The 23,294-nt window shown below is 63.0% G+C and carries 27 protein-coding genes; 14 read left to right on the forward strand and 13 right to left on the reverse strand.

Features of this window, described 5'->3' with window-relative positions; all coding sequences use genetic code 11:
* Window positions 1–6: 6 nt before the first annotated feature.
* Both NKJ57_RS20725 and NKJ57_RS20730 read right to left on the reverse strand, forming a co-directional pair.
* Entirely contained in the window at window positions 7–633 is a 627-nt protein-coding gene (locus tag NKJ57_RS20725; protein ID WP_352512373.1) for a LysE family translocator, read from the reverse strand.
* Window positions 630–2,801, reverse strand: coding sequence for a S9 family peptidase (locus NKJ57_RS20730; RefSeq protein ID WP_352512372.1), 2,172 nt, complete (start codon window positions 2,799–2,801; stop codon window positions 630–632). Before NKJ57_RS20730 ends, NKJ57_RS20725 begins: the two co-directional genes overlap by 4 nt.
* A 114-nt stretch (window positions 2,802–2,915) precedes the next feature.
* Here NKJ57_RS20730 and NKJ57_RS20735 point away from each other — a divergent pair, with 114 nt between their 5' ends.
* Entirely contained in the window at window positions 2,916–3,287 is a 372-nt protein-coding gene (locus NKJ57_RS20735; RefSeq protein WP_352512412.1) for an SH3 domain-containing protein, read from the forward strand.
* A 415-nt stretch (window positions 3,288–3,702) separates the two neighbouring features.
* The gene (locus tag NKJ57_RS20740) at window positions 3,703–4,128 is read left to right on the forward strand and encodes a Ros/MucR family transcriptional regulator (RefSeq protein WP_023673680.1); all 426 of its coding nucleotides are present in this window, start codon (window positions 3,703–3,705) and stop codon (window positions 4,126–4,128) included.
* 127 nt (window positions 4,129–4,255) lie between these two features.
* Here NKJ57_RS20740 and NKJ57_RS20745 read toward each other — a convergent pair whose 3' ends face one another.
* Both NKJ57_RS20745 and NKJ57_RS20750 read right to left on the reverse strand, forming a co-directional pair.
* A complete protein-coding gene (locus NKJ57_RS20745) occupies window positions 4,256–4,684 on the reverse strand; it encodes a SufE family protein (protein WP_023692799.1) in 429 nt (142 codons plus the stop codon).
* Between the two features lie 116 nt (window positions 4,685–4,800).
* Window positions 4,801–5,169, reverse strand: a complete 369-nt coding sequence (locus tag NKJ57_RS20750; RefSeq protein ID WP_023684546.1) for a DUF5330 domain-containing protein — start codon at window positions 5,167–5,169, stop codon at window positions 4,801–4,803.
* A gap of 531 nt (window positions 5,170–5,700) precedes the next feature.
* Between NKJ57_RS20750 and NKJ57_RS20755 the strand changes: the two genes are divergently transcribed.
* The 3 genes from NKJ57_RS20755 (at window position 5,701) to NKJ57_RS20765 (ending at window position 8,630) form a co-directional block, all read left to right on the forward strand.
* Window positions 5,701–7,446 (forward strand): sensor histidine kinase, encoded by a 1,746-nt coding sequence (locus NKJ57_RS20755; RefSeq protein ID WP_352512410.1) that lies wholly within the window; start codon window positions 5,701–5,703, stop codon window positions 7,444–7,446.
* The gene (locus NKJ57_RS20760; RefSeq protein ID WP_023670159.1) at window positions 7,421–8,209 is read left to right on the forward strand and encodes a peptidoglycan-binding domain-containing protein; all 789 of its coding nucleotides are present in this window, start codon (window positions 7,421–7,423) and stop codon (window positions 8,207–8,209) included. The genes NKJ57_RS20755 and NKJ57_RS20760 overlap by 26 nt, the downstream gene beginning before the upstream one ends.
* 73 nt (window positions 8,210–8,282) lie before the next feature.
* Window positions 8,283–8,630: a DUF1491 family protein gene (locus tag NKJ57_RS20765; protein WP_023808038.1), complete on the forward strand. Its 348-nt coding sequence runs from the start codon at window positions 8,283–8,285 to the stop codon at window positions 8,628–8,630.
* On the opposite strand, the gene NKJ57_RS20770 is transcribed toward NKJ57_RS20765, so the two are convergent.
* The 4 genes from NKJ57_RS20770 to NKJ57_RS20785 form a co-directional block, all read right to left on the reverse strand.
* Complete coding sequence (locus NKJ57_RS20770; RefSeq protein WP_023692802.1) at window positions 8,617–9,627, reverse strand: DUF2336 domain-containing protein; 1,011 nt, start codon at window positions 9,625–9,627, stop codon at window positions 8,617–8,619. The genes NKJ57_RS20765 and NKJ57_RS20770 overlap by 14 nt on opposite strands.
* Window positions 9,628–10,023: 396 nt before the next feature.
* Window positions 10,024–10,572, reverse strand: coding sequence for a DUF1254 domain-containing protein (locus NKJ57_RS20775; RefSeq protein ID WP_023687234.1), 549 nt, complete (start codon window positions 10,570–10,572; stop codon window positions 10,024–10,026).
* The gene (locus NKJ57_RS20780) at window positions 10,565–11,149 is read right to left on the reverse strand and encodes a DUF1214 domain-containing protein (RefSeq protein ID WP_023738546.1); all 585 of its coding nucleotides are present in this window, start codon (window positions 11,147–11,149) and stop codon (window positions 10,565–10,567) included. The genes NKJ57_RS20775 and NKJ57_RS20780 overlap by 8 nt, the downstream gene beginning before the upstream one ends.
* A 73-nt stretch (window positions 11,150–11,222) precedes the next feature.
* The gene (locus NKJ57_RS20785) at window positions 11,223–13,382 is read right to left on the reverse strand and encodes a transglycosylase domain-containing protein (protein WP_352512371.1); all 2,160 of its coding nucleotides are present in this window, start codon (window positions 13,380–13,382) and stop codon (window positions 11,223–11,225) included.
* Between the two features lie 127 nt (window positions 13,383–13,509).
* On the opposite strand from NKJ57_RS20785, the gene NKJ57_RS20790 reads away from it, so the two are divergent.
* Together NKJ57_RS20790 and NKJ57_RS20795 are read left to right on the forward strand one after the other, a co-directional pair.
* Window positions 13,510–13,815: a glycine cleavage T C-terminal barrel domain-containing protein gene (locus tag NKJ57_RS20790; protein WP_352512370.1), complete on the forward strand. Its 306-nt coding sequence runs from the start codon at window positions 13,510–13,512 to the stop codon at window positions 13,813–13,815.
* Window positions 13,797–15,350: a trimethylamine methyltransferase family protein gene (locus tag NKJ57_RS20795; protein WP_352512368.1), complete on the forward strand. Its 1,554-nt coding sequence runs from the start codon at window positions 13,797–13,799 to the stop codon at window positions 15,348–15,350. Before NKJ57_RS20790 ends, NKJ57_RS20795 begins: the two co-directional genes overlap by 19 nt.
* Window positions 15,351–15,362: 12 nt before the next feature.
* Here the strand turns inward: NKJ57_RS20795 and NKJ57_RS20800 are convergent, their stop codons facing one another.
* From NKJ57_RS20800 to NKJ57_RS20810, 3 genes are all read right to left on the reverse strand, one after another.
* Complete coding sequence (locus NKJ57_RS20800) at window positions 15,363–15,527, reverse strand: hypothetical protein (protein ID WP_023705441.1); 165 nt, start codon at window positions 15,525–15,527, stop codon at window positions 15,363–15,365.
* Window positions 15,528–15,661: 134 nt separating this feature from the next.
* Window positions 15,662–17,290: a chaperonin GroEL gene (gene groL / locus NKJ57_RS20805; RefSeq protein ID WP_023705440.1), complete on the reverse strand. Its 1,629-nt coding sequence runs from the start codon at window positions 17,288–17,290 to the stop codon at window positions 15,662–15,664.
* Window positions 17,291–17,354: 64 nt separating this feature from the next.
* Window positions 17,355–17,717, reverse strand: a complete 363-nt coding sequence (locus tag NKJ57_RS20810) for a co-chaperone GroES (RefSeq protein ID WP_023684536.1) — start codon at window positions 17,715–17,717, stop codon at window positions 17,355–17,357.
* 246 nt (window positions 17,718–17,963) lie between these two features.
* Between NKJ57_RS20810 and NKJ57_RS20815 the strand changes: the two genes are divergently transcribed.
* Window positions 17,964–18,227, forward strand: coding sequence for a hypothetical protein (locus NKJ57_RS20815; RefSeq protein ID WP_023670169.1), 264 nt, complete (start codon window positions 17,964–17,966; stop codon window positions 18,225–18,227).
* Window positions 18,224–18,490 carry a DUF1488 family protein gene (locus tag NKJ57_RS20820; RefSeq protein WP_352512367.1) on the forward strand — a complete coding sequence of 89 codons (267 nt, stop codon included), beginning with the start codon at window positions 18,224–18,226 and terminating at the stop codon, window positions 18,488–18,490. The genes NKJ57_RS20815 and NKJ57_RS20820 overlap by 4 nt, the downstream gene beginning before the upstream one ends.
* 240 nt (window positions 18,491–18,730) lie before the next feature.
* On the opposite strand, the gene NKJ57_RS20825 is transcribed toward NKJ57_RS20820, so the two are convergent.
* Complete coding sequence (locus tag NKJ57_RS20825; protein WP_023670172.1) at window positions 18,731–18,940, reverse strand: hypothetical protein; 210 nt, start codon at window positions 18,938–18,940, stop codon at window positions 18,731–18,733.
* A 217-nt stretch (window positions 18,941–19,157) separates the two neighbouring features.
* On the opposite strand from NKJ57_RS20825, the gene NKJ57_RS20830 reads away from it, so the two are divergent.
* A complete protein-coding gene (locus NKJ57_RS20830; protein WP_023670173.1) occupies window positions 19,158–19,565 on the forward strand; it encodes a DUF3168 domain-containing protein in 408 nt (135 codons plus the stop codon).
* Between the two features lie 6 nt (window positions 19,566–19,571).
* Here the strand turns inward: NKJ57_RS20830 and NKJ57_RS20835 are convergent, their stop codons facing one another.
* Window positions 19,572–19,958: an ester cyclase gene (locus NKJ57_RS20835; RefSeq protein WP_352512366.1), complete on the reverse strand. Its 387-nt coding sequence runs from the start codon at window positions 19,956–19,958 to the stop codon at window positions 19,572–19,574.
* Window positions 19,959–20,237: 279 nt separating this feature from the next.
* Here NKJ57_RS20835 and NKJ57_RS20840 point away from each other — a divergent pair, with 279 nt between their 5' ends.
* The 4 genes from NKJ57_RS20840 (at window position 20,238) to NKJ57_RS20855 (ending at window position 23,265) form a co-directional block, all read left to right on the forward strand.
* A complete protein-coding gene (locus NKJ57_RS20840) occupies window positions 20,238–20,498 on the forward strand; it encodes a hypothetical protein (protein WP_023670174.1) in 261 nt (86 codons plus the stop codon).
* A gap of 81 nt (window positions 20,499–20,579) precedes the next feature.
* Window positions 20,580–21,245 (forward strand): response regulator transcription factor, encoded by a 666-nt coding sequence (locus NKJ57_RS20845; RefSeq protein WP_023670175.1) that lies wholly within the window; start codon window positions 20,580–20,582, stop codon window positions 21,243–21,245.
* Window positions 21,229–22,647 carry an ATP-binding protein gene (locus tag NKJ57_RS20850; protein WP_023821067.1) on the forward strand — a complete coding sequence of 473 codons (1,419 nt, stop codon included), beginning with the start codon at window positions 21,229–21,231 and terminating at the stop codon, window positions 22,645–22,647. The genes NKJ57_RS20845 and NKJ57_RS20850 overlap by 17 nt, the downstream gene beginning before the upstream one ends.
* 174 nt (window positions 22,648–22,821) lie before the next feature.
* Window positions 22,822–23,265 carry an RT0821/Lpp0805 family surface protein gene (locus tag NKJ57_RS20855; protein ID WP_023687241.1) on the forward strand — a complete coding sequence of 148 codons (444 nt, stop codon included), beginning with the start codon at window positions 22,822–22,824 and terminating at the stop codon, window positions 23,263–23,265.
* Window positions 23,266–23,294 lie beyond the last annotated feature (29 nt).

Below are 23,294 nucleotides of genomic sequence, written 5' to 3' on the forward strand. Positions count from 1 at the left end.
TCGACATCAGCGCTGCTGCAAGGCCAGACGGACGCCTAACGCGCAGTAGATGCCGCCAACCACCTTGCCTTGCCATTTCACCACCGACGGATTGCGGCGCAGGAACGTGCCGAGCCGGCCCGCACTCACGGCAAAGACGACTGTGCTGAAAAGGCCGAGCAGAACAAAGATTATGCCCAGCGTCATCATCTGGAGCATCACCGATCCGTTTTCAGGCCGCACGAACTGGGGCAGGAAGGCGAGGAAGAAAAGCGCCGTCTTTGGGTTAAGCACTTCGGTCAGGACAGCTTGACGAAACGCCTTGCTGGCGGAGATCGCGAGTGCGCCGGCAGTAGGGTCGGCCGGTATTCTCTCGATGATTGCGCGGACGCCGAGGTAAACGAGATACGCCGCGCCGATATATTTTACGACGCTGAACAGCGTTGCCGAAGTGGCGATGATCGCCGAAATGCCGACCATCGCCATGATGGTATGGAACACATCGCCAGCCGCGACGCCCGCGCCCGTCGCGACGCCAACCCTGGTTCCGGAACTCGTCGCTCGCGCGACCGTCAAAAGCGTGGCTGGGCCTGGAATAAACACAAAGCCAAGCACAACCGCTATGTAAGCCGTCAAGGTGGATAGATCGATCATTGCGACGCCTCCGTTGCATTCTCAGCCTTGCCCGTCACCTCAGGTTCGGGCTTGCCCGTAACCTCGGGTTCGGGCTTGGCCGTAACCTTGAGCGCGAAGGAGTAGGTATAGGCGATCTCCTCCAGCCTTGAAAAGCGGCCGGAGGCGCCGGCATGGCCGGAATCCATGTTGATCTTGAACAGCACCGGATTGTCGCCGCTCTTGCGCTCGCGCAGCCGCGCCACCCATTTGGCCGGCTCCCAATAGGTGACGCGCGGATCGGTGAGGCCGGCCAGCGCCAGTATCGGCGGGTATTCGTGATCGGCGACATTGTCATAGGGTGAGTAGGCGGCGATCGTTTGGTAATCTTCCGCCGACGCGATCGGGTTGCCCCATTCCGGCCACTCCGGCGGCGTCAGCGGCAAGCTTGCGTCGAGCATCGTGGTCAGCACGTCGACAAAGGGAACCTCGGCAACGATGGCGCCGAAACTATGCGGCGCCATGTTGGCGATCGCACCCATCAACATGCCGCCGGCCGAGCCGCCTTGCGCGACGATGCGGTCGTGTTGGGTGTAACGCTCGGCGACGAGATGCTGCGCGACGGCGATGAAATCGGTGAACGTGTTCATCTTGTGCGCCCGCTTGCCGTCGTCATACCAGCCATAGCCCTTGTCCTTGCCGCCGCGGACATGGGCGATGGCAAAGACAAAGCCACGGTCGACCAGCGAGAACCAGTTGGTGTTGAACGCCGCCGGAATGGCAATGCCGTAAGAGCCGTAGCCGTAAAGCAGGCACGGTGCGGAGCCATCGAGCGGCGTGTCGCGGTGGTGCAGCAGCGAGACCGGCACCAGTTCGCCATCGGCGGCCGGCGCCATCAGCCGGCGCGTGACATATTGATCCGGATTGTGACCGGACGGCACTTCCTGGGTCTTCAGCAGCACACGCTCGCGGCTGCGCATATTGTAGTCGAAGACCTGCGCCGGGGTCGTCATCGACGAATAGGTGAAGCGCATGATCTCGGTGTCGTATTCATAGGACCCCGACAGGCCGAGCGAGAACGCCTCTTCGTCGAACGAGATCAGATGCTCCTCGCCGCTGCGGCGATCGCGAACGACGATGCGCGGCAGCCCTTCCTTGCGCTCGAGCCTGACCATATGATCCCTGAAGCCGACCACCGACAGGATCAGCCGGCCTGGCTCGTGCGCCACCAGCTCTTCCCAATTGGCCCGAACCGGGTCATTAGCCGGCGCCGTCATGATCTTGAAGTCCTTGGCGCCGTCGGCATTGGTGAGGACGAAGAAGATGTCGCCGCCTTCTTCCAGATCATATTGCAGGCCAGTCTCGCGCTTTGCCACCAGCTTTGGCTCGGCGAAAGGCTCATCGGCGCGCATCAGGTGATATTCCGAGGTTTCGTGATCGTTGATCCCGATCATGATCCATTCGTTGGAGCGCGTGCCGCCGACATCCATGAAGAAGCCGGGATCGGTTTCCTCATAAATCAGCCGGTCATTAAGGGGGCTGCCGCCGAGCGCGTGGAACAGCACCTTGGACGGGCGATGATTGTCGTCGAGCCTTGTGTAGAAGAAGCCGTCATCGGCGGCATTCCAGACGCCGCCACCACTGGTGGCCTCGATCTGGTCGCTCAGTTCCTTGCCGCTGGTGAGATCGCGCACGCGAAGTGTGAAGAATTCAGAGCCCTTGTCGTCGAACGCCCACAACAGCTTGCGGTGATCGGCCGAATGGTCGACGCCGCCGAGGCGGAAATAGGGCTTGCCCTCGGCTTCCGCGTCGCCATCGAGCAGGATCTGCTCATCGCCGCCATCGCGCGGCATGCGGAAATAGCGGGGCTGTTCGCCGCCAAGCTTGAAGGATGAGCCGTAAGCATAGGGGCCATCCTTCATCGGCACCGTCGAATCATCTTCCTTGATGCGCCCCTTCATCTCGTCGAACAGCTGCTTCCGAAGCTCTAGCGTATCGGCCATAAGCACTGCTTGATAGGCGTTTTCGGCTTCGAGATGGGCGCGGATGCGGCCCTCAAGCAGGGAAGGGTCCCTGAACATCGCCTGCCAGTTCTCGGCCCTCAGCCAGGCATAGTCATCTGTGCGGGTAATGCCGTGATGCGTGTCGAAGACGGGGTGTTTCTCGGGGCTCGGCGGGCTGGCGGTCGGAAAAGCTGAGGTCTTGGTCATTGCGTCTCACTGAAGAAATTACTTGAATGGCAAATGAACACGCCGATCAGCGCGGGTTCAAGGGCCGGGATGTATTGGTTGCGGCGGGCTCGGGAGATGAGCCAAAAGGAGAGGATGATGAATTTCCATATCAACACCGCTGCGGCTCTCGCCGTCGTCGCTTCGACCGTTCTGGCTTTCACCGGCCAGTCTCATGCAACCGCGTTCGCCCCTTGGCAAGTGGCTGGCGTGCCGTTCGGCGACACGCTCAACGTTCGCAAATATCCGTCCGGCACCTCGCAGAAGCAGGCCGCCTATCCCAACGGGACGATCCTGCAGATGACCGGCAAGTGCACCGGCGGCTTGAATCTTCTGGAGATCGCCGGCCAGCCGCACTGGAAACAGAAACAGGCAATTCGCTATCAATGGTGTCAAGTTTGGCACGACCCGGCGCAAAATGGTGCTTTTGTTAGTGGCTGGGTCTATGGAAAATACCTCACGCCGTAATGAATCCGGTCAGACCGAATATCTTCTTCGGCGGGTTTCGCCAACGCTTTGCAACTTGCGGTTTGGTACGAATCCGACAATCAGCTGCCCAAACCTTGAAGCATAGACCAAGCATCGCTGCCCACTTTATGAGTCCCTGCTGATTTAGCGATGGCGTGACCTTACGTCATGCTAGTCCTGGTCCGACCAGAAAATATCGCGAAGTTACAGAGTGCACGAAAGATTGAAGCTGAAGAGCGACTATTCGATGAATATCGTTGAATATAGCGCAAGATGCGAATTGACTTACTTTGTCTGTGGGCTCATTAAGATGCCCGGACGCGAATCCATGAAGCTCTTCCCGCGTGAAATTCGCGCCATGCCCGATCTTCCAAAAAGGGCGCAAACAGAAACATCCTTCGTTGGGGCCTAAACCATGGATATCGTCGAAACACCTTCCAGAAATAGCGATGCGCTGATCGAGCTGACCGCCGATGTGGTGGCAGCCTATGTCAGCAACAATCCCGTGCCGGTCGGCGAATTGCCGAACCTTATCGCTGATGTCCATGCCGCTCTCGGGCGCGTGGGCGGAGCAAGCGAACAGCCTCCGGCCGACAAGCAGAAGCCTGCGGTAAACCCGAAGCGCTCTGTTCATGACGATTACATCGTCTGCCTTGAAGATGGCAAGAAGTTCAAGTCGCTGAAGCGCCACCTGATGACCCATTACGGTCTGACGCCCGATGAATACCGCGAGAAGTGGAATCTCGACGCCAGCTATCCGATGGTTGCCCCTAACTATGCCGCTGCCCGTTCGCAGCTGGCCAAGAAGATGGGCCTCGGCCGCAAGCGCAAGGGGCGGTAACACCGGCTCCAATGGACAAGATCAACGGCGCCCCTTACGGCGCCGTTTTTGTTTCTAGAACAATTCCAGGAAAACTGCCGAGCGCTTTCTCTTGGGAATTGCGTCGAAAGAAGAGAAGATAGAGCAATCAAGCAGTCTGCTTGAGAGCCATCTCGGCGTCGCGCTTGACGCGCTTGACCATCGAGCGCAGGCCATTGGCCCGCTGCGGCGACAGATGTTCGTCGAGGCCAAGCGACCTCAGCGTCGCCTCTGCGTCCGTTTCAAGGATCTGGCTGGCAGTCCGTCCCGAAAACAGCGCCAGCATGATGGCGACCAGACCGCGCACGATATGAGCGTCTGAATCGCCTGTGAAGGTGATGACCGGATCGGCGCCCGGCGCTCGGTTCGTGGTCAGCCAGACCTGGCTGACGCAGCCCGGCACCTTGTTGGCGGCGTTGCGTTCGGCGTCGGGAAATGGCGGCAGCGCTTCGCCGAGCTCGATGACATAGCGATAGCGGTCTTCCCACTCGTCGAGCAGGGAGAAGTCGTCGCGGATCGTCTGGATCGTCGTGGCCATTGCTCGGGATATAGTCATCCGCGGCTCCGGCGTCACGGAAAAAGAAGAAAAGCACCGCAGGCATCGAGAGGTCCGACCGGCCTGCGGTGTCGCTGTAGATACAGCTGAAACGGTGTTTAGTTCTTCGCCACCAGCTTGGCAGGTATGTTGACTGTCGCCGGCAGCACGATGTCCTTGGCGACGCTGCCGGTGGCCAGCGATGTATCGGGCGAGGTCTCGGCGCTCTTGTCGTCCAGCATGGCGGCGGCGATCTTGGCGGTTTCCTTGGCCCGGGCGCTGATCGTATGCATCGCCGACTTGCCGGTTTCGCAGACGTCCGGCTTACGCTCGCAAATGCCGGCGATGTCGCCGACCGCTTCGCGCGCCGCAAAAAGCGCCTGGAACGGCCCGACGCTCTCGCGGCCATCCTCGTCGGGGCCGACGGTCAGCGGCAGCGCTAGCAACACCAGCGAAAACCAGAACGCCATTCTTATCAAAAAGCCCATCGATCTGCCCTCTCGTCCAATGACCGGATCATGCGTCCATGCGCAATGACCTCTTTATATCAGCCACAATGGCACATGAGGCGCAAAGGACGGCTTTCCAGCTCAGTGAAAATTTTCCTCAAATTTTAGGCAAATTCGAAGCGAGGCGTTTTGCAGTGCATTAGCCTCAAATGCCGGCAATTTTCTTAACCTTGCAGTAACCATCTAAGCGATTGTTGCGCATGGATATCTTCAGAAGAGCAGGCATGCCGGCTCAGGGTTTCGCAGCCACGGGCACGCCCTTTGCACATAACGCTCCGTTTACTATGGCCACAAATGGCGGTGCATTCCGGTGCCGGCGCTCCAATTTTTGCCGCAGCGCGCTCGTTGTTCCGGTCAGCCTTATTCATTCCTTAAACGCTGGATGCGAGTTTCAAACAAGCAAAAGCGACCTGCAAAGCAGGGCAGTCACGACCGGGTGCGAGTGCGTTGAGTTTGACAACTGCCAGATATATTGAACTGCCTGGCGCGCTGGCGGCCGGTTGCGAACGCATGGTCCATCCGGCCATCATCGGCCAGGGCGATCGCCTGCGCCAGCGCCGGTTCATCGGCATCATGCTTGCCGCTCCGTTCTTCGCCGCCGGTGCGGCGGTGACACTGGTCACCTCGGGCATGGGCGCCGCCGTCACCGTCGCAGCCATTTTCGCCGCCTTCGGTCTTTGCTGGTTCGCCGCCTTGCTGGTGGCGGCGTCAGGCAAGATGACGCTGGCAGCCCAGGTTGCCCTTGCCGCCGGCGGTCTTGCGCTTGCCGGCGCCGTCGCGGCAGCAGGCGGCCTGGCGTCGCCGGTTGCGCTGCTGGCCCTGGCATTGCCATTCGAGGCCTGGTGGATCGGCGGTTCAAAGCGCGCGGCACTTTGGGGCGGCCTCTCGGCCTTGGCCGCAATGCTGCTGCAGCCCTTTGTCGCCTCTGTCGTCCCGCTCGGCGGGGCGCAAGTCGCGGCGTGGCACTGGCTGCTGCCGCTCGCCTGGGGCCTGACGCTGGTTCCCCGGCTCGCAGCCCTAGGCGATGCCGCACGCGCGCAGCCCGCGCTGCTTCCAAACGACCGCCTTGAAGACATGATCGACGCCGTTGTCCTGCATGTCGCCCGGCATGGCGAGGTCCTGGATGCCTCGGCCAAGGCGCGCACCATCCTGAAGCTGCCGCCGGAACTGCTTTTCGGCGCCGGGCTGTTCGACCGCATCCACCTGTCCGATCGCGTCGCTTATCTCAGCGCGCTTGCCGACATGCGCGATGGCGCCCTGGCGCGCCGGCTCGATCTTCGGGTAAGGCTGCCGCAGGACGGCAGCGCCTCGACGGCCGACAATTACCGGCCATTTCAGCTCGAACTGATGCGTGCCGAAGAGCAGCAGGAGACCTTCACTCTGCTGCTGCGCGAGAACGACGAGACTGCCGAATTGCGCGACGAGCTTGCTGCCGCCAATGAGGCCGCAGCGTCGGCCGAGGTGGCAAAGGGCCGCTTCCTGGCGGTCGTCAGCCATGAGCTTCGGACGCCGCTCAACGCCATCATCGGTTTTTCCGACATGCTGCTGCATGAGATGTTCGGCGGCTTCAAGGACCCGCGCCAGAAGGAGTATGTCGGCCTGGTGAAGGAGTCGGGCCAGCATCTGCTTGCCGTCGTCACCTCCATCCTTGATGTCTCGAGGATCGAGGCCGGCGCCTACGCGACCGAGCCCGAACCGTTCCGATTCATCGAAGCGGTCGAGATGTGCCAGTCGATGATGCAGCTGCAGGCGAATGCCAAGAACATCGATCTCCAGGCGCAGATTGCGCCGGACGCCGGCGAGATCAATGCCGACCGCCGTGCCGTGCAGCAGATCCTGATCAACCTCGTCTCCAATGCGGTCAAGTTCACGCCCGATGGCGGCGATGTCGTCGTCGGCGCCAAGCGGATCGGCTCGCGGCTGCATTTCTGGGTCAGGGACACCGGCATCGGCATCGCCGAGGAAGATTTTGTCAATCTCGGCAAGCCGTTCATGCAGATCCAGAACGACTATACGCGCCGCTTCGAGGGCACCGGGCTCGGCCTGTCGCTGGTCAAGGGCCTGGTGGCGCTGCACGACGGCACGATGTCGATCGAAAGCATGCCGGGCGAGGGGACGACGGTCACGATCAGCCTGCCGGTGAACGGGCCGAAGAGGAGCGCGACCGACAGGAACGGGGTGCTGCCGATGCCCGCGACCAGGACGAAAGGCGACGCGAAAGGGGACAGGAATGGCTCGCTCCGCAAAACAGCCTAAGGCGGTCAAGCGCCGCAGCGGCGCGTTCGAGGCCGGCGCGATTGCGCTCGGCGGCGCGATCTCGCGCAATCCGGTCCTGGTCGGCGGCTCGACCGCCTTCCTGGTGACGCTGTTCTACGTTTCCGCCAACGCGCTGTGGTACCAGCCGTTTCCGCATGCCGGCGCCTTCTTCGCCACCCGCAGCATCGAGGGTTTTCCGCACCCCGGCGCGGACGAACCCGAAACCACCATCAACATCCTGCGGCCCGGCCCGGCTCCGGTCAAAAGCGATCCGACCGTCGAGCAGGTCCAGGGCATCCTGAAGGATCTCGATTTCTACACGGGAACGGTCGACGGCATTTCCGGGCCGAATACCCAAAAGGCGATCCAGGCATACCAGCAGAAAGTTGGCCTGCCGGCCTCCGGTGAGATCGACGCCGTCCTGCTCGACCAGCTCGGCGCCAAGCAGACAACAGCTGGCATCCCGCATCCTGTGCCGAGGCCCGTGGATATGGCCGCCGCTCGAGTTGCCGCGCCCGAGGCCGCGCCTGCGCCCATCCCGGTTTCCGCGCCGGTATCCGCCCAGGCGCCCGATGCCCGCATTGTCAAGATCCAGGCCGGCCTGAAGGCATTCGGCAATGACGACATGCAGCTCGACGGCGTCGTCGGCGCCCGCACCAAGGCGGCGATCAAGGAATTCCAGTCGCTATTCGGCCTGCCGGAAACGGGCGAGCCCGACGAGGTCGTCTACGTCAAGATGCGCGAGATCGGCCTGACCAATTGAGTGGTCAAGACGACCGCTCGCGGATAGACGAAAATCCGGCTAAGACGCCGCGCATGTCCTCCGGAGCCTCGTCATGCGCGTAACCACCGAGTTTTGGGTGTCGGCCCTGCTGCGCCGTGTTTTCGGCGCCGGCGGCTTTGCGGCCGTCGTCAAGCGCGGCGCAACCGAGGCCGGCGCTGTCTTCGTGCTCTCCCGCGGCAGGCTGGGCGAGGTCTCCCTGTTCGGCCCGGCGCCGCAGACGAGCTACGATTCGGACAAACCGGATGATCGCTTTTTCACGCTGCTCGGCGCCGGCGACGATGCCGCAGCGCTTGACGCCAGGCTTGAGCGGGAGAAAAAATTCGATCCCGACATCTGGGTGGTCGAGATCGAGGCCGCAACGGTTTCCGTCGAGGAGCTTCTCTCCGTCAAGACGCCTTGAGGCTGGCCCCTAGGTTGGCTTTGTCGACGTCCGGCGCTTGGTCGCCATTCGCGGCGACAGGGGTGTTGCCGCGCACCGCTCGCGACAATGTTTCGGCCTTCCAGCCGCGCACCTTGTCGAGCGCCGCCTCGTGGTGCAGCAGCCGGTAGCGGTCGAGGAAGATGCGGATCGCCTGCGGGTGCGGAAACTCCCGGGGGTAAACCGCGACCACGATCAGGAATGCCCTGTCCTCGCTGAGGTCGAGCGCCCGCAGCGCGGCGAGCAACGAGACATAGCTCGAATGCTCGGTCAGCGACCGCGCCGTGGAGAAGTCGATGTCGAGCGCGTCGGCAAGCGCGGTCTGAAAGAAGGCGGCGTTGCCGGTCAGCGCCGTCTCGCGCAGCTTGCTGTAAGTTGCTGAGCCGACGAAGGGATTGACCGATGTCGCCTCGCCCTCGGCGAGCATCATCGAGCGCAGGCGGCGCCTGGCGGTTTCGGCGGCGCTGCCGGGCAGTTTTGGTGCGCTGGGAGCGGCGGCAGCGGCTTCGGCACCGTTGCCCGCCACGTCGGCGATCGGCTCGGGCTGCCGCACGCGCACCAGGGTCGGCTTTTCCAGCGCCTTGATCAACTGCGCGATGGCCGGGTTCAAATCCTTGCGGCGGGCAATAGCGCGCGCATGCGGCAGGCCGTGGCGGCCGATCAACGCGATCAGGTCGATGTCGCCCAGCGCCCGCGAACGGACGAGCAAAGGCGCGCAGACATCGACCGGCTCCTCGCAAAGCCGCCGCACCAGGGCGGCCGGCGCATATTCGCATTCGGACAGGGCGGCGGCGACATAGCGGCGCGATTCGTCCGGCACGCTGTCGAACAGCGGCAGCGTCAGATCCTCGAGCTGGGCGATCTCGCGGCGCGACGGGCGGGTCAGCGAGCAGAACGCCGACACGGCGGCGCGAAACAGCCTTTCGGCTTTTCCCGATTCCGTCCGTATGGCGATTTGCCTGAAATCCGAAGCTGACACGGAAGATACGCCCGACACTCGACACAACCCGGACCATGCTCAACCGCAACTGTGTCGGTTTCGCGCAAGGCCTGGAACAAACATCAAATTAGCCGCGATCCGTTAGCGCTCCGTTAACCCTCTGCCGGCCTTAATCACATTTGGAGGCGTTGCGTTGTGCTCCGGGGCAACCGAGAGGAATACGCGAACCATGGGCATGGTACTGTCTTTCGTGCCGCGATCGGCACCAGTCAATCGAGCAGTTCAGGACACCGGTACGCCGGCGGCGGTGATCATTTTTCCCGGCGTCCGCTACGAGCATCCGCCATTGGCGGGCCAGGCGCGACCGGCGGACCAGCCGGGCACACCACGGACGCCTGTTCCGCACCACTGAATTTGCTGGTCGTCGGGGTGAGGTCAGTAGTCCTGCAGTTCGCAGGAGCTCTGGTCCAGGAACTGCGACACAACCGGCTTCCAGCTGTCGTCAGGCACGAAGGCGCGGATGACGAAGATGCCTTCCTCGATCGGCGCCTCGACGAAGATCGCCCCTTGCAGGTCTTCGGGAAGCTCCCTGCGCACGTCGATCATCTGTGCCGGCGTCAGCACCACGGTGTCCAGCTTGCTGCCGGTCGCCGTGCGGTCGTTGAATGAATAGAAATTGTGGCCGTTGCGGTCATAGACCGACACCGACCAGAACGGCACGCTGCCCGGCGCCTTGATCCGCACCACGCCTTCGGCAAGGTCGAAGCGGCAGGCGGCGGCGTAAAACAGCGGATCCACCGACTTCACCACCGGCGCGCCGCCCGCCTCGGCATCCAGCCTAGTCATCTTGTAGAGGTCGGACGCCATCGCCAGCCGTGACCAGGCATCGCGCTCGGTAAATTCCGGCACCAGCAAAAGCACCACGATGTGGACGATGCCGGCGCCGAGCAGGCCGAGCAGGATGGCGTGCAGCAACCTACGCATTGCAGCCAGCCTTGACGATCCGGGGCAGCGACACGTCGGAAAGGCCGGTGCTTGAGGCAATCGGCGTGTCGTAGAAGGTGAGCACGAAATACATCCGGCCAAAACCTTCGGTCAGAAGCCAGTTGCCGGGGGCCGGACGGTTGCCGACGGCGATGATCACCGAATTGTCGGGCTGACGCAGCACCTGGTAGGATTGCAGCGCCGCCAGCCTCGGCTTGCCGGTGTCGACCACGCCGAGCGATTGATCCGCGGCATAGAGCGTCCAGAACCGGGCGGTGGGGAAACTGCCCTCGATCCTGTAGTCGCATTGCCGCTGAAGCTCATCGCCGGCCGCATCGCGCTCGGCGATGAAGGACAAGCCCTCGGCCTTGCCGAGCGCCAGCACGCCTTCACGCGCCACGCGCGCCTTGGAATAGGGGTCGGCATCTTGCGTGCCGATCTCGGGAAAGGCGGTCCATTCGCCGATGCTGATCGCGCCGACGCCGCTCTGCGCCTGCAGCGCATACCAGACGCTGCCGCCGCCGAGGCCGATGGCTATGGCAAGCGAAAGCAGCGTGAAAAAGGCGGTCTTGAGCATGAAGAACCGGGACGAGTGAATTATCGTTCGGGGATATAGCGGGGCAGGCCGCAGAGCAAGCAGCGCTGTGGAATCAAAGCGCCGACAGGGTCTCCGGTGTCTGCGGCGAGCCGAGCACGGGCGCGGCCTGGAACACCTTGGTCAGCTCGCGCAGCGTCTGTGTCGTGCGGCTGGACAGCACCGCCGGGCGCTCGGCCGCGGCATCCGCTGCTGCCTGATCGGCATTTTTCTTCTCCGCTTCCTCGGCCTTGGCCGCGATCTCTTCGTCGACGAAGGGTTTGTCTAGGCCGGGGATCGGCTTCAGGTCGATATTCTGGTGCGCGTAGACCATCAGCCGCTGCCACACCATCGCCGGCAGCGTGCCGCCGGTCATGTTGCGGGTCGGGGTGAAGTCGTCATTGCCGAGCCAGACGGCAGCCGTGTAATTGCCGGTGAAGCCGACGAACCAGGCGTCGCGGTAGGATTGCGTCGTCCCCGTCTTGCCAGCGACGACGATGTTGGGCAGCTGCGCGCGCCGCGCGGTGCCGATCGCCGGCACCGCAGCCAGCATGGTGTTCATGTATTTCAAAGCCTGTTCCGACAGAACCCGATGCGGCGCCGGCGCATCCTTGGCAAAGTCGTAGACGACATCGCCGGTGCGGGTGACGAGCTGGGTGATGCCGTGCCGCGAGCCGGCGAAGCCGTTCTGCGCGAACACGCTGTAGCCCGTCGCCTGGTCCATGACCGTCATGCCCGATGTGCCGAGCACCATGGTCTTGTGCGACTCCAGCGGCGATTCCACACCGAATGATTCGGCCATCGCCTTGATCGGGCCGATGCCGAGATAGTCCTTGGCCAGCCGTACCGGCACGGTGTTGATCGATTTGGCGATCGCCGTGATCAGCGTCACATTGCCGGCCGAGCCGCCATTGTAATTGTGCGGTGACCAGCCGCCCCAGCTGATCGGCCCGCCTGAGACGACGGAGTCCGGGGTGAACCCGTGCTCCATGGCGGTGGCGTAGACGTAAGGTTTGAACGAGGAGCCGGTCTGGCGCAGCGCCTTGGTGGCGCGGTTGAACTGGCTTGCGCCATAGTCGCGGCCGCCGACAATGGCGCGCACCGCGCCATTGGTCTCGATCACCACAACGGCGCCCTCGGTGACGTTGTATTCCTTGCCGAACTGGCGGAGATGGAATTCGACGGATTCCTCCGCCGCTTTCTGGATGTTGGCGTCGAAAGTGGTGTGGGCGACCAGCGAATGCTGGCCGGGCTTGGCGATCTTCTTGACCTCATCGAAGGCCCAGTCGAGGTAATAGTCCGGGCTCTTCTGCTCGCCGCGGTCGACGATCTCGGCTGGATGCAGCCTTGCCTGCAGCACCTGGCCTTCGGTCATGAAACCGGAATCGACGAGGTTCGACAGCACCACATTGGCGCGAGCACGGGCGGCGGGCAGGTTGATGTGCGGGGCGTATTTGGTCGGCGCCTTGAACAGGCCGGCCAGCATCGCCGCCTCGGCGAGGTTCAGATCCTTGACGCTCTTGCCGAAATAGAAATCCGCCGCCGCCTCGATGCCGAACGTGCCGCCGCCCATATAGGCGCGGTCGAGATAGAGCTGCAGGATCTCCTTCTTCGACAGATTGGCCTCCAGCCACAGCGACAGGAAGGCTTCCTTGATCTTGCGCTGGAAGGTACGCTCATTCGACAGGAACAGGTTCTTGGCCAGCTGCTGGGTGATGCTGGAGCCGCCCTGGACGACGGAATTAGCCCGCACATTCTCGAAGATGGCGCGCGACAGGCCGAGCACGTCGATGCCGTAGTGCTCGAAGAAGCGCCGGTCCTCGGTCGCCAGCACCGCTTTGATGACATGGTCCGGCATCTCGTCGACAGGCACGGAATCGCGCTGGATGATGCCGCGCTGGCCAATCTCATTGCCGTAGCGGTCGAGGAAGGTGACGGCGAAATCGCCCTGACTGCGCCAGTCGCCGGTGGTGATCTGGAAGGCCGGCATCGCGAGTGCGAGCAGCACGACGACGCCGCCGGCGCCCATCGTAAAACCTTCGCTCAGCACCTCGATGATGCCGCGTCGCCAGCCGGTGACTCGGAAGCGCCGCGAAAAAATGGTTGCCGATTCCCAGAACTGGCCGGCCTTGAAGCCGATTTCGTAGAGCGAGGAATCGATCCACGCGTCCACCGCCAGCAGTGCGGCGGCGATCGGACCTCTTCGTCTTGGACGTCGTTCTAAAGGACTGGCCATTCCCGAAACTCACCCAACCCACCTGAGAACCGCAAGCGGGCAATTTCAGGGCGGGCATACCCGGCGAAGACTATTCTTCCATTTCAGCCCGGCTCACAAGGGCAGCCAGGCCACACCGCACGGTTTGTTGAGCGCCGCCCGGATCGTGACGCTGGAGGTCGACGCCGTCGATGCCGACGCCAGTGGCTTCGAGCCAGTCTGGCACAAGGGCCGGCGCGTCGGCTTCGTCGCCTCAGCCGGCTATGGCTACACAATAGGCAAAAGCGTCGCGCTGACGTTGCTGGGCGACGAATTCGCCGGGGAGGGGACCGCGCTTTGGGTGCACATTGTCGGCGTCGAGCGGCCGGCGCGAATTATTCCGGGCTCGCCATACGACCCCGAGGGCAGGCGATGCGGCAATGAGGAGTTTTGGCCATGGTCGATGACATTATAAGGGAGACCAGGCGCGAGCGCCGGCGCGGGCACACCGGTGAGGCCGGCAGCGGGTCAAGCCGCCACCCGAACTATCGCTCGCTCAAGAACCCGTTCCTGCCGCAGCCGGTGTTTTCGGACGACCGGGTTGCGGCCATCCACGACACGGCGTTGCGCGTGCTGGAAGAGCTCGGCATCAAGGTGCTGCTGCCGGAGGCGCGCACCATCTTCGCCCGCTCCGGCGCGATGGTCGACGAGGACAGCCAGATGGTGCGCATCGGCCGCGATATCGTCACCGCCGCACTGGCCTCGGCGCCAAAATCCATCCGGGCGCTGGCCGGCAATCGCAGCCGCGACCTCACGCTCGAACTCGGCTCGATGACGTTCCTCGCCGGGGCCGGGGCGCCCAACGTCACCGATCTCGAACGCGGACGGCGTCCGGGCACGCTCGCCGCTTTCGAAGAACTGACCAAGCTTGTTCAGAATTTCGACGTGCTGCATATGCTCGGCCCCTGGATCGAGGCGCAGGATGTCGACAACCATTTGCGCCACTATGCCGTCAACCGTGCGCAACTGACCCTGTCGGACAAGTTCCCCTTCGTCTTCGCGCGCGGCATGCCGCAGGTCGAGGATGGGTTCGAGATGATCAGGCTGGCGCGCGGGCTCTCGCAGGACGAGTTCCTGGCCGGCGTCCATTGCTACACCGTGATCAACACCAATTCGCCGCGCCAGCTCGATATCCCGATGGCGCAGGGCATCATCGACTTTGCCAAGGCCGGCCAGGTCTCTGTCATCACGCCCTTCTGCCTGGCCGGCGCCATGGCGCCGATCACCGTCGCCGGCGCATTGACGCTGCAGCATGCCGAGGCGCTGGCTGGTCTCGCGCTGGCGCAGATGGTGCGGCCGGGCGCACCGGTGGTTTACGGATCCTTCTCCTCCAATGTGGACATGAAGTCCGGCGCACCGGCCTTCGGCACGCCCGAGCACGTCAAGGCGACGCTGGGCGCCGGTCAGTTGGCCCGCTTCACCGGCCTGCCTTGGCGGTCCGGCGGCGGCAGTGCGGCCAACATTTCCGATGTGCAGGCGGCGCACGAGACGCAGTTCGCGCTCTGGGGCTCGGTGCTTGCCGGCGCCACCGTCTGCATCCATGCCGCGGGCTGGCTGGAGGGTGGCCTCAGCGTCTCCTACGAGAAGCTGATCACCGATATCGAGGCATTGCAGACGGTTGCCGAACTCTGTGCTACGACCCCCGGCGACAAGGATTCGATCGGCTTCGAGGCGATCGCCGAAGTCCAGCCGGGCGGGCATTTCTTCTCCGCCGGCCACACCATGACGCGCTACCGCACCGCCTTCTACGAGCCGCTGGTCGCCGACTGGTCGAATTTCGGCAGCTGGACGCAGTCCGGTTCGAAGTCGGCCACCGAGCGCGCCACCGGCATCTGGAAGCGGACGCTGGCCGACTTCCAGCCGCCGGCGTCGGCCGTTGCCACATCCGATGTGCTCGACGAGTTCATTGCCCGCCGCACCGAAGAGGGCGGAGCGTTGCCGATGTCGTGAGGTTGGCAGCCGTCACATCGGCCGCTTGTCGCCGGTCTTCGACGGCTCGCGGCGAATCGGCCCGGCATCGGCCTGCCTGTGCTTGTCGGCGGCAATCCGGCGGATGCGATCGAAGCGGCTCTCCTCCGCCGGCTTGGTCGCGGATACAGCGTTTGGCTTCGGGGCAAATGTGATCATCTGTCGATCTCCCTGTCGTTGCTGACTGGTCTTGACTGACTGACGGAAATTCCTGGCTCGCCGGGGAAATGTCCCCGGCAGCCTGTTCTGATTTATGCCCGCCCAGATTCCAGCGGGCAATTTTCGGGCGATGGTCAGTAGCCGCCCATGCCGCCACCGCCGCCCGCAGGCGCCGCATCCTTGGCCGGAACGTCGGTGATCATCGCTTCGGCGGTGATCAGAAGGGCGGCGATCGAGCCGGCGTCCTGCAACGCGGTGCGCACCACTTTCGCCGGGTCGACGATGCCGGCCTTGATCATGTCGACATAGACCTCGTTCTGGGCATCAAAGCCCTGATTCTGGTCCTTGCTGTCGGACAGCCTGCCGACGACGATCGAGCCTTCGACGCCGGAATTCTCGGCGATCTGGCGGATCGGCGCTTCCAGCGCCCTGAGCACGATCGAAATGCCGGCGGTCACATCGTCATTGGCGCCGGTCAGGCCGGCCAGAGCCGATCTTGCGCGCAGAAGCGCCACGCCACCGCCGGGCACGATGCCTTCTTCCACCGCCGCGCGCGTCGCATTCAGCGCGTCGTCGATGCGGTCCTTCTTTTCCTTCACTTCAGACTCGGTGACGCCGCCGACGCGGATCACGGCGACGCCGCCGGCGAGCTTGGCCAGCCGCTCCTGCAGCTTCTCCTTGTCATAGTCGGACGTGGTTTCCTCGATCTGGCCCTTGATCTGCGCGATGCGCGCCTGGATGGTCGCCTTGGTGCCGGCGCCGTCGATGATCGTGGTGGTGTCCTTCTCGATCAGTACGCGCTTGGCGCGGCCAAGCATCTCGATGGTGACGTTTTCGAGCTTGATGCCGAGATCCTCGGAAATCATCTGGCCCGATGTCAGCACGGCGATGTCTTCCAGCATCGCCTTGCGGCGATCGCCGAAGCCCGGCGCCTTGACGGCCGCGACCTTGAGGCCGCCGCGCAGCTTGTTGACGACCAGCGTCGCCAGTGCTTCGCCTTCGACGTCTTCCGAGATGATCAGCAGCGGCCTGCCGCTCTGCACCACCGCCTCGAGGATCGGCAGCATCGCCTGCAGATTGCCGAGCTTCTTCTCGTGGATGAGCACGTAAGGCTCTTCCAGCTCGACGCGCATCTTGTCGGCATTGGTGACGAAATAGGGGCTGAGATAGCCGCGGTCGAACTGCATGCCTTCGACGACGTCGAGTTCGGTGTCGGCGGTCTTGGCCTCCTCGACGGTGATGACGCCGTCATTGCCGACCTTGTCCATCGCCTTGGCGATCATGGCGCCGACGCTGGCATCGCCATTGGCGGCGATGGTGCCGACCTGCGCGATCTCGGCCGACGACTTGACCTTCTTGGCCTTCGCCTTGATGTCCTTGACCACGGCGGCGACAGCCTGGTCGATGCCACGCTTGAGGTCCATCGGGTTCATGCCGGCGGCAACCAGCTTGGCGCCTTCGCGCAGGATCGATGCGGCCAGCACCGTGGCGGTGGTGGTGCCGTCACCGGCGAGGTCGTTGGTCTTCGAAGCCACTTCGCGCACCATCTGCGCGCCCATGTTCTCGAACTTGTCGGCAAGCTCGATTTCCTTGGCCACCGTCACACCGTCCTTGGTGATGCGCGGCGCGCCATAGGCCTTGTCGATGATGACGTTGCGGCCCTTGGGGCCGAGCGTGACCTTCACCGCATTGGTGAGTATCTCGACGCCGCGCAGCATGCGGTCGCGCGCGTCGGTGGCGAATTTGATTTCCTTGGCAGACATTTTTTTCAATCCCGTTGGTGTGGTGAAGCAAGCGGCTCGCCGGAGCCTGGCAAAGCCAGGCCGGTCAGGCGGCCTTCTTGGCTTTGACGCTTTTCTCGGTGACGACCGTCCCGCTCTTGCCGATAGCGGCCGTCTCGCTCTTGTCGATGACGCCCATAATGTCGGCTTCCTTCATGATCAGCAGGTCCTCGCCGTCGATCTTGACCTCGGTGCCCGACCATTTGCCGAACAGGATGAAGTCGCCGGCCTTGACTTCGAGCGGAACAAGCGCGCCGTTTTCGTCGCGTGCGCCCGGCCCAACGGCGATGACTTCGCCTTCCTGCGGCTTTTCCTTGGCATTGTCGGGAATGATGATGCCACCCTTGGATTTGACATCGCCTTCGGCGCGCCGGATGACGACGCGGTCGTGGAGTGGCCGAAACTTCATGAGAACTTCTTTCTGGGGCCGGCATAGGCGACCGCGCCGTTCTTATAGGCGTGTTGGCACTCGATAGATAGGAGTGCCAAAAATTATTCGTGGCCAAAATTAAATATTAAAACGTATTATGATGTCTGCCGGGTTCGAAACGTCGCGAGGCGCCTAGATATTTCGAAAAATTGAATTTCGAGGCCAAAGCGACTATTTATATTGTAAGTTCGATTTCACAATTTCAGGCACGAGGAGATTTATGCGATGGCCGAAGGCAATCAGAGCATCATGGAAAAAGCTGAAGCCCGCTTCATGGACAAGCAGAAGAAGACGGCCGAGCGCAACAAGGCAACCTCCGACTACATGTCCGAAGCGAGGGCCAGGGAGATCAAGACGGCAAGGCTCAGGGAATTGCGCCTGGCCAAGGAAGAGGCCGACCGCGTCGCGGAAGCCTTGAACCCGACACCGAAGAAGAAGCGGGCTACCGTCAAGAAAGCCGCCGCCGCGCCGAAGGGGGGCACGTCATGAGCCTGACATTCCCCAATCCAAGCCGCTTCTATGACGGGGCCGGCAAGCGCATCCGCTTTGTCGGCCATGACGGCATGTTCCAGATTTCCTTCTCTGTCGCCGCCGATGCCCTCTCGAAGGCGCCATCAGGGACGGCGACCGCGGAAGCCACCTATCTGGCGGCCTTCGACACCGCGTCCAGCTCCATCCATGACATTGCCAGCAAGGCCTACGCCCGCACCCGCAAGAGCATTTATGTGCTCACAGCCGCGGATTTCGGCTAGCGCGCGTTCGTCTTGCATCAGAGCGGCTGAGATCAGCGTGCGTCAGGACTTGCGGTCGGCTTTTGCCCGCCGCTTGACGTCCCGGCTGTTCAGGCGGTCGGCCATCGCTTCCGCATCCCGCAAATTCATGGCCACATTACCTGTTGCTTAAGCTCGACAGGCTGGCCGGTGAAGATGTCGAAGATAGTCCAGCTCTCGGGCTCGTCCATGCGCAACGCGTAGCGGTTTGCCATATCGGCATCAGGCCCTTGACATGAAAAATGCCGCCGCCAGGATCAGGATTGTCCAGGCCACCACCGACAGCTTCAAGGCCAGGCCGCCATGCATTGAAAGTATCTCGCGCATGCGCAGGGCCACGGTCCTCTTCGACAGGGCGGGTGCTGCCGCAATCGCGACCGGGGGCTTGACGCCAAGCTTTCCAAAAGCCGGCAGCAGCGGTGGCGTTCGCATGAAATGACCTCGAATTGCCGGAGAAAACAGTGCTCCTCATAACACCCTTCTTGAAACTCCCCGCATGCCAAATAGAACCCGGTCCGTGAAAGGGCCATGCCGCCCGATTCGCCGCCTTCCATCAGGCGGATCGTCATCTGGCGAAATCCGTGCAACGCGGTTAGGTTGCGCGCGAAACTGACGTTGTTCAAAGCGTGACAGGCGAACGGAGACGACGATGACGGCGCCCGGCGATTTGCTGCAAGCCTTGTTCATGAGATTGAAGAGCGATGCCTCGCTGACGGCGCTGCTCGGCGGCGCCGGGTTGCGCGAGCAGGCGGCCGACAGTGCCGCCTTCCCTTATGTGACCTATGGCAGGACCAGCGCATTCGATCTGGACACCGGCGCCGACAATGATGACGACCAGCTCATCACGCTGCATGTCTGGTCGAAGGCGCAAGGCGAGGCCGAGACGCGTCTGATTATGGACAGCATCCGGGCGCGCCTTGACGGCGCCGCTTTCGCCACCGGCTCGCGCGACCAGACCCGCCTGTCGCTGGAGTTCGCCGAGGCCCGCTACGACGAGGACCTGGCGCTCTACCACGGGGTGCTGCGGATACGCGCTCTCACCGAACAAAGTGATTGAAGCAACCTAGATCTGCGCCTGGATCTCGGCCTTGTCGATGACTGACCACACCTCGCGGATGCGACCCTCTCCGAATTCGTAGAAAACATTCTCAGCGAACGACACGCGCTTGCCTTTCACCGGCAGGCCGAACAGCACGCCCTTGGGATGACAGTCGAAATGCAGGCGCGCCGCCACGCGCGGCGGCTGGCAGACCAGCAGTTCGATGTTGAAGCGGAGGTCGGGAATCGCCTCGAAATCGCCTTCGAGCATACGGCGATAACCCGACAGGCCCAGCATTTCGCCATTGTGCTGCACCTCGTCGCCGACAAAGTCTCCAAGTTTCGCCCAGTCCTGGGCATTCAGGCAAGCGATATAGCCCCGGTAAAGGTCGGCAAGGTGTTTATCCGTCATGGCGCACTCCGATGATTTGACGTTTTCCCGCGCTATTTAGGGCGGCCCCAGAATGGTCTCGCCTTGACCTGTTCCCAATCTGGCTGCGAATTGAGAACCTGCGCGCAAACACCATAGCCGCGCAGCCGGTTTTCCGGTTATGAATCCATTGCCCGGTCTGAGGGACTGGGCGGTAGGATCGCATTCATTCGTTGCGCGCGCAGGGGGTATTGCGGGGATGGATTTTCACCCGTTCACCGTTCATTTCACGTTCAGCACAGTTGCGTTACAACGCCGACCATGAAAACGCTTCGCTCTCATGTCAGAACCGCGATACTGGCGCTCACAGCGGCCGGCCTGTTGGCGTCGCAAGCGACGCCGGCAGCCGCGGCGGATTGCTACGCGATCGGCCAGCAGGTTGCCGAGCAGAATGGCGGCACGCTGGCCAAGGCTTCGCAGACGACGCGTGGCGGCCAGGAGGTCTGCGTCATCGTCGTGCTTGTGCCGGGCAAGGACGGCCAGCGTCCGCGCCGCTCCGAGATCGTCGTCCCGGCGAACTGATCCAATCTTCCCCCTTGCAGGGTCGTTTCCCAGACCACCGGAATCGGCCTATAGCTGACCCATCAACAGGCCTGACCGATCATGCGCGTACTCGTCGTTGAAGATGACAAGGATCTCAACCGGCAACTGGCCGACGCGCTGGTCGATGCCGGCTATGTCGTCGACCGCTCCTATGACGGCGAGGAGGGGCATTTCCTCGGCGACACCGAGCCCTACGATGCCGTCGTGCTCGACATAGGCCTGCCGCAGATGGACGGAATCAGCGTCGTCGAGCGCTGGCGCCGCAACGGCCGCAAGATGCCGGTGCTGATCCTGACAGCGCGCGACCGCTGGAGCGACAAGGTGTCGGGCATCGATGCCGGCGCCGACGACTATGTCACCAAGCCGTTCCACATCGAGGAGGTGCTGGCCAGGGTGAGGGCGCTGATCCGCCGCGCCGCCGGCCATGCCTCGTCCGAGCTCACTTGCGGGCCGCTGCGCCTCGACACCAAGGCCTCCAAGGCCGATGTCAACGGCGTGCCGCTGAAGCTGACCTCGCATGAGTTCCGCCTGCTGGCGTATCTGATGCACCATATGGGCGAGGTGGTGTCGCGCACCGAGCTGGTCGAGCATCTCTACGACCAGGATTTCGACCGCGATTCCAACACCATCGAGGTCTTTGTCGGCCGGCTGCGCAAGAAGATGGGCATCGACATGATCGAAACCGTGCGCGGCATGGGCTATCGCATGCGTGAGCCGGAGGCGTAAGGCGGAACCGCTCCCCATACCAGCAAGGAAGCCTTTTTCGGCGCGGCTCTGGCCGCGCTCGCTGGCCTTCCGCGTCATCGGATTTTCCACGATCTGGGCGATCCTCACCCTGATCGTCATCTTCACTCTGATCACCACGCTCTACCGCCAGGCCAGCGAGCGCGGCTTCGACAGCCTGCTGTCGGCGCATCTGTTCAATCTGATCGGCTCGGTCGGCGTTTCCGAATCCGGCCAGCTCACCGGTGCTCCCGACCTTGGCGACCTGCGCTTCTCGGAGCCGAATTCGGGCTGGTACTGGTCGGTGGAGCCGGCTTCCGAAGGCGTGCACGGCAACCTTCATTCGTCCTCGATGACCACGACGATCCCGTCGCCGACCGTTGCCGAGGTGCCTTTCAATTCCAGTTTCCAGCGCAGCTATTCCACCGACGGCATCGGTGACGAGGAACTGCAAGTGTTCGAAAGCGAATTCGTCCTCGATGCCAAGAACCGCGCCGCGCGCTTCCGCGTAATGGGCAACAAGACCGAGCTCGAGCACGAGATCGCCACCTTCCAGGGCCGCCTGTTGACCTATCTCAGCCTGTTCGGCGTCGGCATGATCGCCATCAATGCGATCGCCATCCTGCTCGGCCTGCAGCCCTTGCGCCGGGTTCGCAACGCGCTTGCCCAGGTGCGCGAAGGCACGGCGCAACGGCTCGACGGCCAGTTTCCCGCCGAGATCGAGCCGCTCGCCAACGAGACCAATGCGCTGATCGAAAACAACAAGCGCATCGTCGAGCGTTCACGCACGCAGGTCGGCAACCTCGCCCATTCGCTGAAGACGCCGCTCGCAGTTTTGATCAACGAGGGCCGGGCGCTCGGCGGCGCCAAGGGCCAGCTCATCGCCGACCAGGCGGCGTCGATGCAGAAACAGGTCGACCACTACCTGCAGCGGGCACGGGTCGCGGCGCAGCGCGACAGCGTCGTCTACCGCACGCCGGTGACGCCGCTGGTGCAGCGCATGGTGCGCGTGCTGCAAAAACTCAAGCCTGATGTCAGCCTGTCGCTTACGCTGCCGGCGGCCGACATCGTCTTTGCTGGCGAGCGCGAGGATTTGGAGGAACTGGTCGGCAACCTCCTCGACAATGCGATGAAATGGGCAAGGAGCACTGTTGCCGTATCCGTCACGCCGGCCGCAGCCGGCCTGTTCGAGCTATCGATCGAGGATGACGGTCCCGGCATCCCCGAGGACAAGGCCCGCGATGTCTTGAAACGCGGCCGGCGCCTCGACGAGACAAAGCCGGGAACCGGGCTCGGACTTGCCATCGTTGCCGACCTCGTCAACGAGTATGGCGGGGCGCTGGCGCTGGAACGCTCCACGATGGGCGGGCTGAAGGCGGTTGTGCGCTTGCGGAGCTTGCAATGATGTACTGCCCAGGGCCAATCGACACGGCCGAATGCCTGTGTTATGGCGGCCCCTCGATTGCGCAAAAGCCGTTAAGAACGGCCAAATTTCCGACAAATATCAATAGTATGACGTCCTGACGCCCCCGATGACGCGGCCCCCAGCGCATCCCGTTCAAGAAAACCGGTTGTTGGCATGAAGATTCGCGTTGCGCTCGTTTCCGCACTGCTCGCTCTTTCCGGCTGCGGAACGCTGGGCAAGGGCAGTGGCCCGGATATCTCCATCACCAACCCGCCCGCGTCGCCTCCTTCAGGGGCCAAAGTCGCGACGACGATCATCTCGGCCATGGCCGGCGGGCTCGTCGGCGGATCGATCGGCAGCGGCCTGAACAGCACCGAGAAGCGCAAGGCGCTCGAGGCGGAATACAAGGCGCTCGAATATACGGCGAGCGGCCAGAAGGTGACGTGGAAGAGCGACAGTTCGGCTCATTCCGGCGAAGTCGTCGCGGCCCAGCCCTACCGCGTCGGCTCGCAGGATTGCCGCCAGTACACCCATACGGTGTTTACCGGCACGGCCGGCCAGACCGCGCGGGGCACCGCATGCCGCAACGCCGACGGCAGCTGGACACCGCTGACCTGAACATTGGGCCGGGGTCGGAATCCGTCAAA

This window comes from Mesorhizobium sp. M0077, from assembly GCF_040322955.1.
GTDB lineage: Bacteria > Pseudomonadota > Alphaproteobacteria > Rhizobiales > Rhizobiaceae > Mesorhizobium.

Bases quoted from the DNA above. Each gene is read 5' to 3' on its own strand.
- NKJ57_RS20735 (WP_352512412.1), top strand. From the start codon at position 2,916: ATGATGAATTTCCATATCAACACCGCTGCGGCTCTCGCCGTCGTCGCT.
- NKJ57_RS20815 (WP_023670169.1), top strand. From the start codon at position 17,964: ATGGCCGAAGGCAATCAGAGCATCATGGAAAAAGCTGAAGCCCGCTTC.
- NKJ57_RS20855 (WP_023687241.1), top strand. From the start codon at position 22,822: ATGAAGATTCGCGTTGCGCTCGTTTCCGCACTGCTCGCTCTTTCCGGC.
- NKJ57_RS20810 (WP_023684536.1), bottom strand. From the start codon at position 17,717: ATGAAGTTTCGGCCACTCCACGACCGCGTCGTCATCCGGCGCGCCGAA.
- groL (WP_023705440.1), bottom strand. From the start codon at position 17,290: ATGTCTGCCAAGGAAATCAAATTCGCCACCGACGCGCGCGACCGCATG.
- NKJ57_RS20800 (WP_023705441.1), bottom strand. From the start codon at position 15,527: ATGATCACATTTGCCCCGAAGCCAAACGCTGTATCCGCGACCAAGCCG.
- NKJ57_RS20745 (WP_023692799.1), bottom strand. From the start codon at position 4,684: ATGGCCACGACGATCCAGACGATCCGCGACGACTTCTCCCTGCTCGAC.
- NKJ57_RS20775 (WP_023687234.1), bottom strand. From the start codon at position 10,572: ATGCGTAGGTTGCTGCACGCCATCCTGCTCGGCCTGCTCGGCGCCGGC.
- NKJ57_RS20750 (WP_023684546.1), bottom strand. From the start codon at position 5,169: ATGGGCTTTTTGATAAGAATGGCGTTCTGGTTTTCGCTGGTGTTGCTA.
- NKJ57_RS20765 (WP_023808038.1), top strand. From the start codon at position 8,283: ATGCGCGTAACCACCGAGTTTTGGGTGTCGGCCCTGCTGCGCCGTGTT.
- NKJ57_RS20835 (WP_352512366.1), bottom strand. From the start codon at position 19,958: ATGACGGATAAACACCTTGCCGACCTTTACCGGGGCTATATCGCTTGC.
- NKJ57_RS20760 (WP_023670159.1), top strand. From the start codon at position 7,421: ATGGCTCGCTCCGCAAAACAGCCTAAGGCGGTCAAGCGCCGCAGCGGC.
- NKJ57_RS20840 (WP_023670174.1), top strand. From the start codon at position 20,238: ATGAAAACGCTTCGCTCTCATGTCAGAACCGCGATACTGGCGCTCACA.
- NKJ57_RS20820 (WP_352512367.1), top strand. From the start codon at position 18,224: ATGAGCCTGACATTCCCCAATCCAAGCCGCTTCTATGACGGGGCCGGC.
- NKJ57_RS20845 (WP_023670175.1), top strand. From the start codon at position 20,580: ATGCGCGTACTCGTCGTTGAAGATGACAAGGATCTCAACCGGCAACTG.
- NKJ57_RS20780 (WP_023738546.1), bottom strand. From the start codon at position 11,149: ATGCTCAAGACCGCCTTTTTCACGCTGCTTTCGCTTGCCATAGCCATC.
- NKJ57_RS20740 (WP_023673680.1), top strand. From the start codon at position 3,703: ATGGATATCGTCGAAACACCTTCCAGAAATAGCGATGCGCTGATCGAG.
- NKJ57_RS20795 (WP_352512368.1), top strand. From the start codon at position 13,797: ATGGTCGATGACATTATAAGGGAGACCAGGCGCGAGCGCCGGCGCGGG.
- NKJ57_RS20825 (WP_023670172.1), bottom strand. From the start codon at position 18,940: ATGCGAACGCCACCGCTGCTGCCGGCTTTTGGAAAGCTTGGCGTCAAG.
- NKJ57_RS20785 (WP_352512371.1), bottom strand. From the start codon at position 13,382: ATGGCCAGTCCTTTAGAACGACGTCCAAGACGAAGAGGTCCGATCGCC.
- NKJ57_RS20725 (WP_352512373.1), bottom strand. From the start codon at position 633: ATGATCGATCTATCCACCTTGACGGCTTACATAGCGGTTGTGCTTGGC.
- NKJ57_RS20830 (WP_023670173.1), top strand. From the start codon at position 19,158: ATGACGGCGCCCGGCGATTTGCTGCAAGCCTTGTTCATGAGATTGAAG.
- NKJ57_RS20730 (WP_352512372.1), bottom strand. From the start codon at position 2,801: ATGACCAAGACCTCAGCTTTTCCGACCGCCAGCCCGCCGAGCCCCGAG.
- NKJ57_RS20755 (WP_352512410.1), top strand. From the start codon at position 5,701: ATGGTCCATCCGGCCATCATCGGCCAGGGCGATCGCCTGCGCCAGCGC.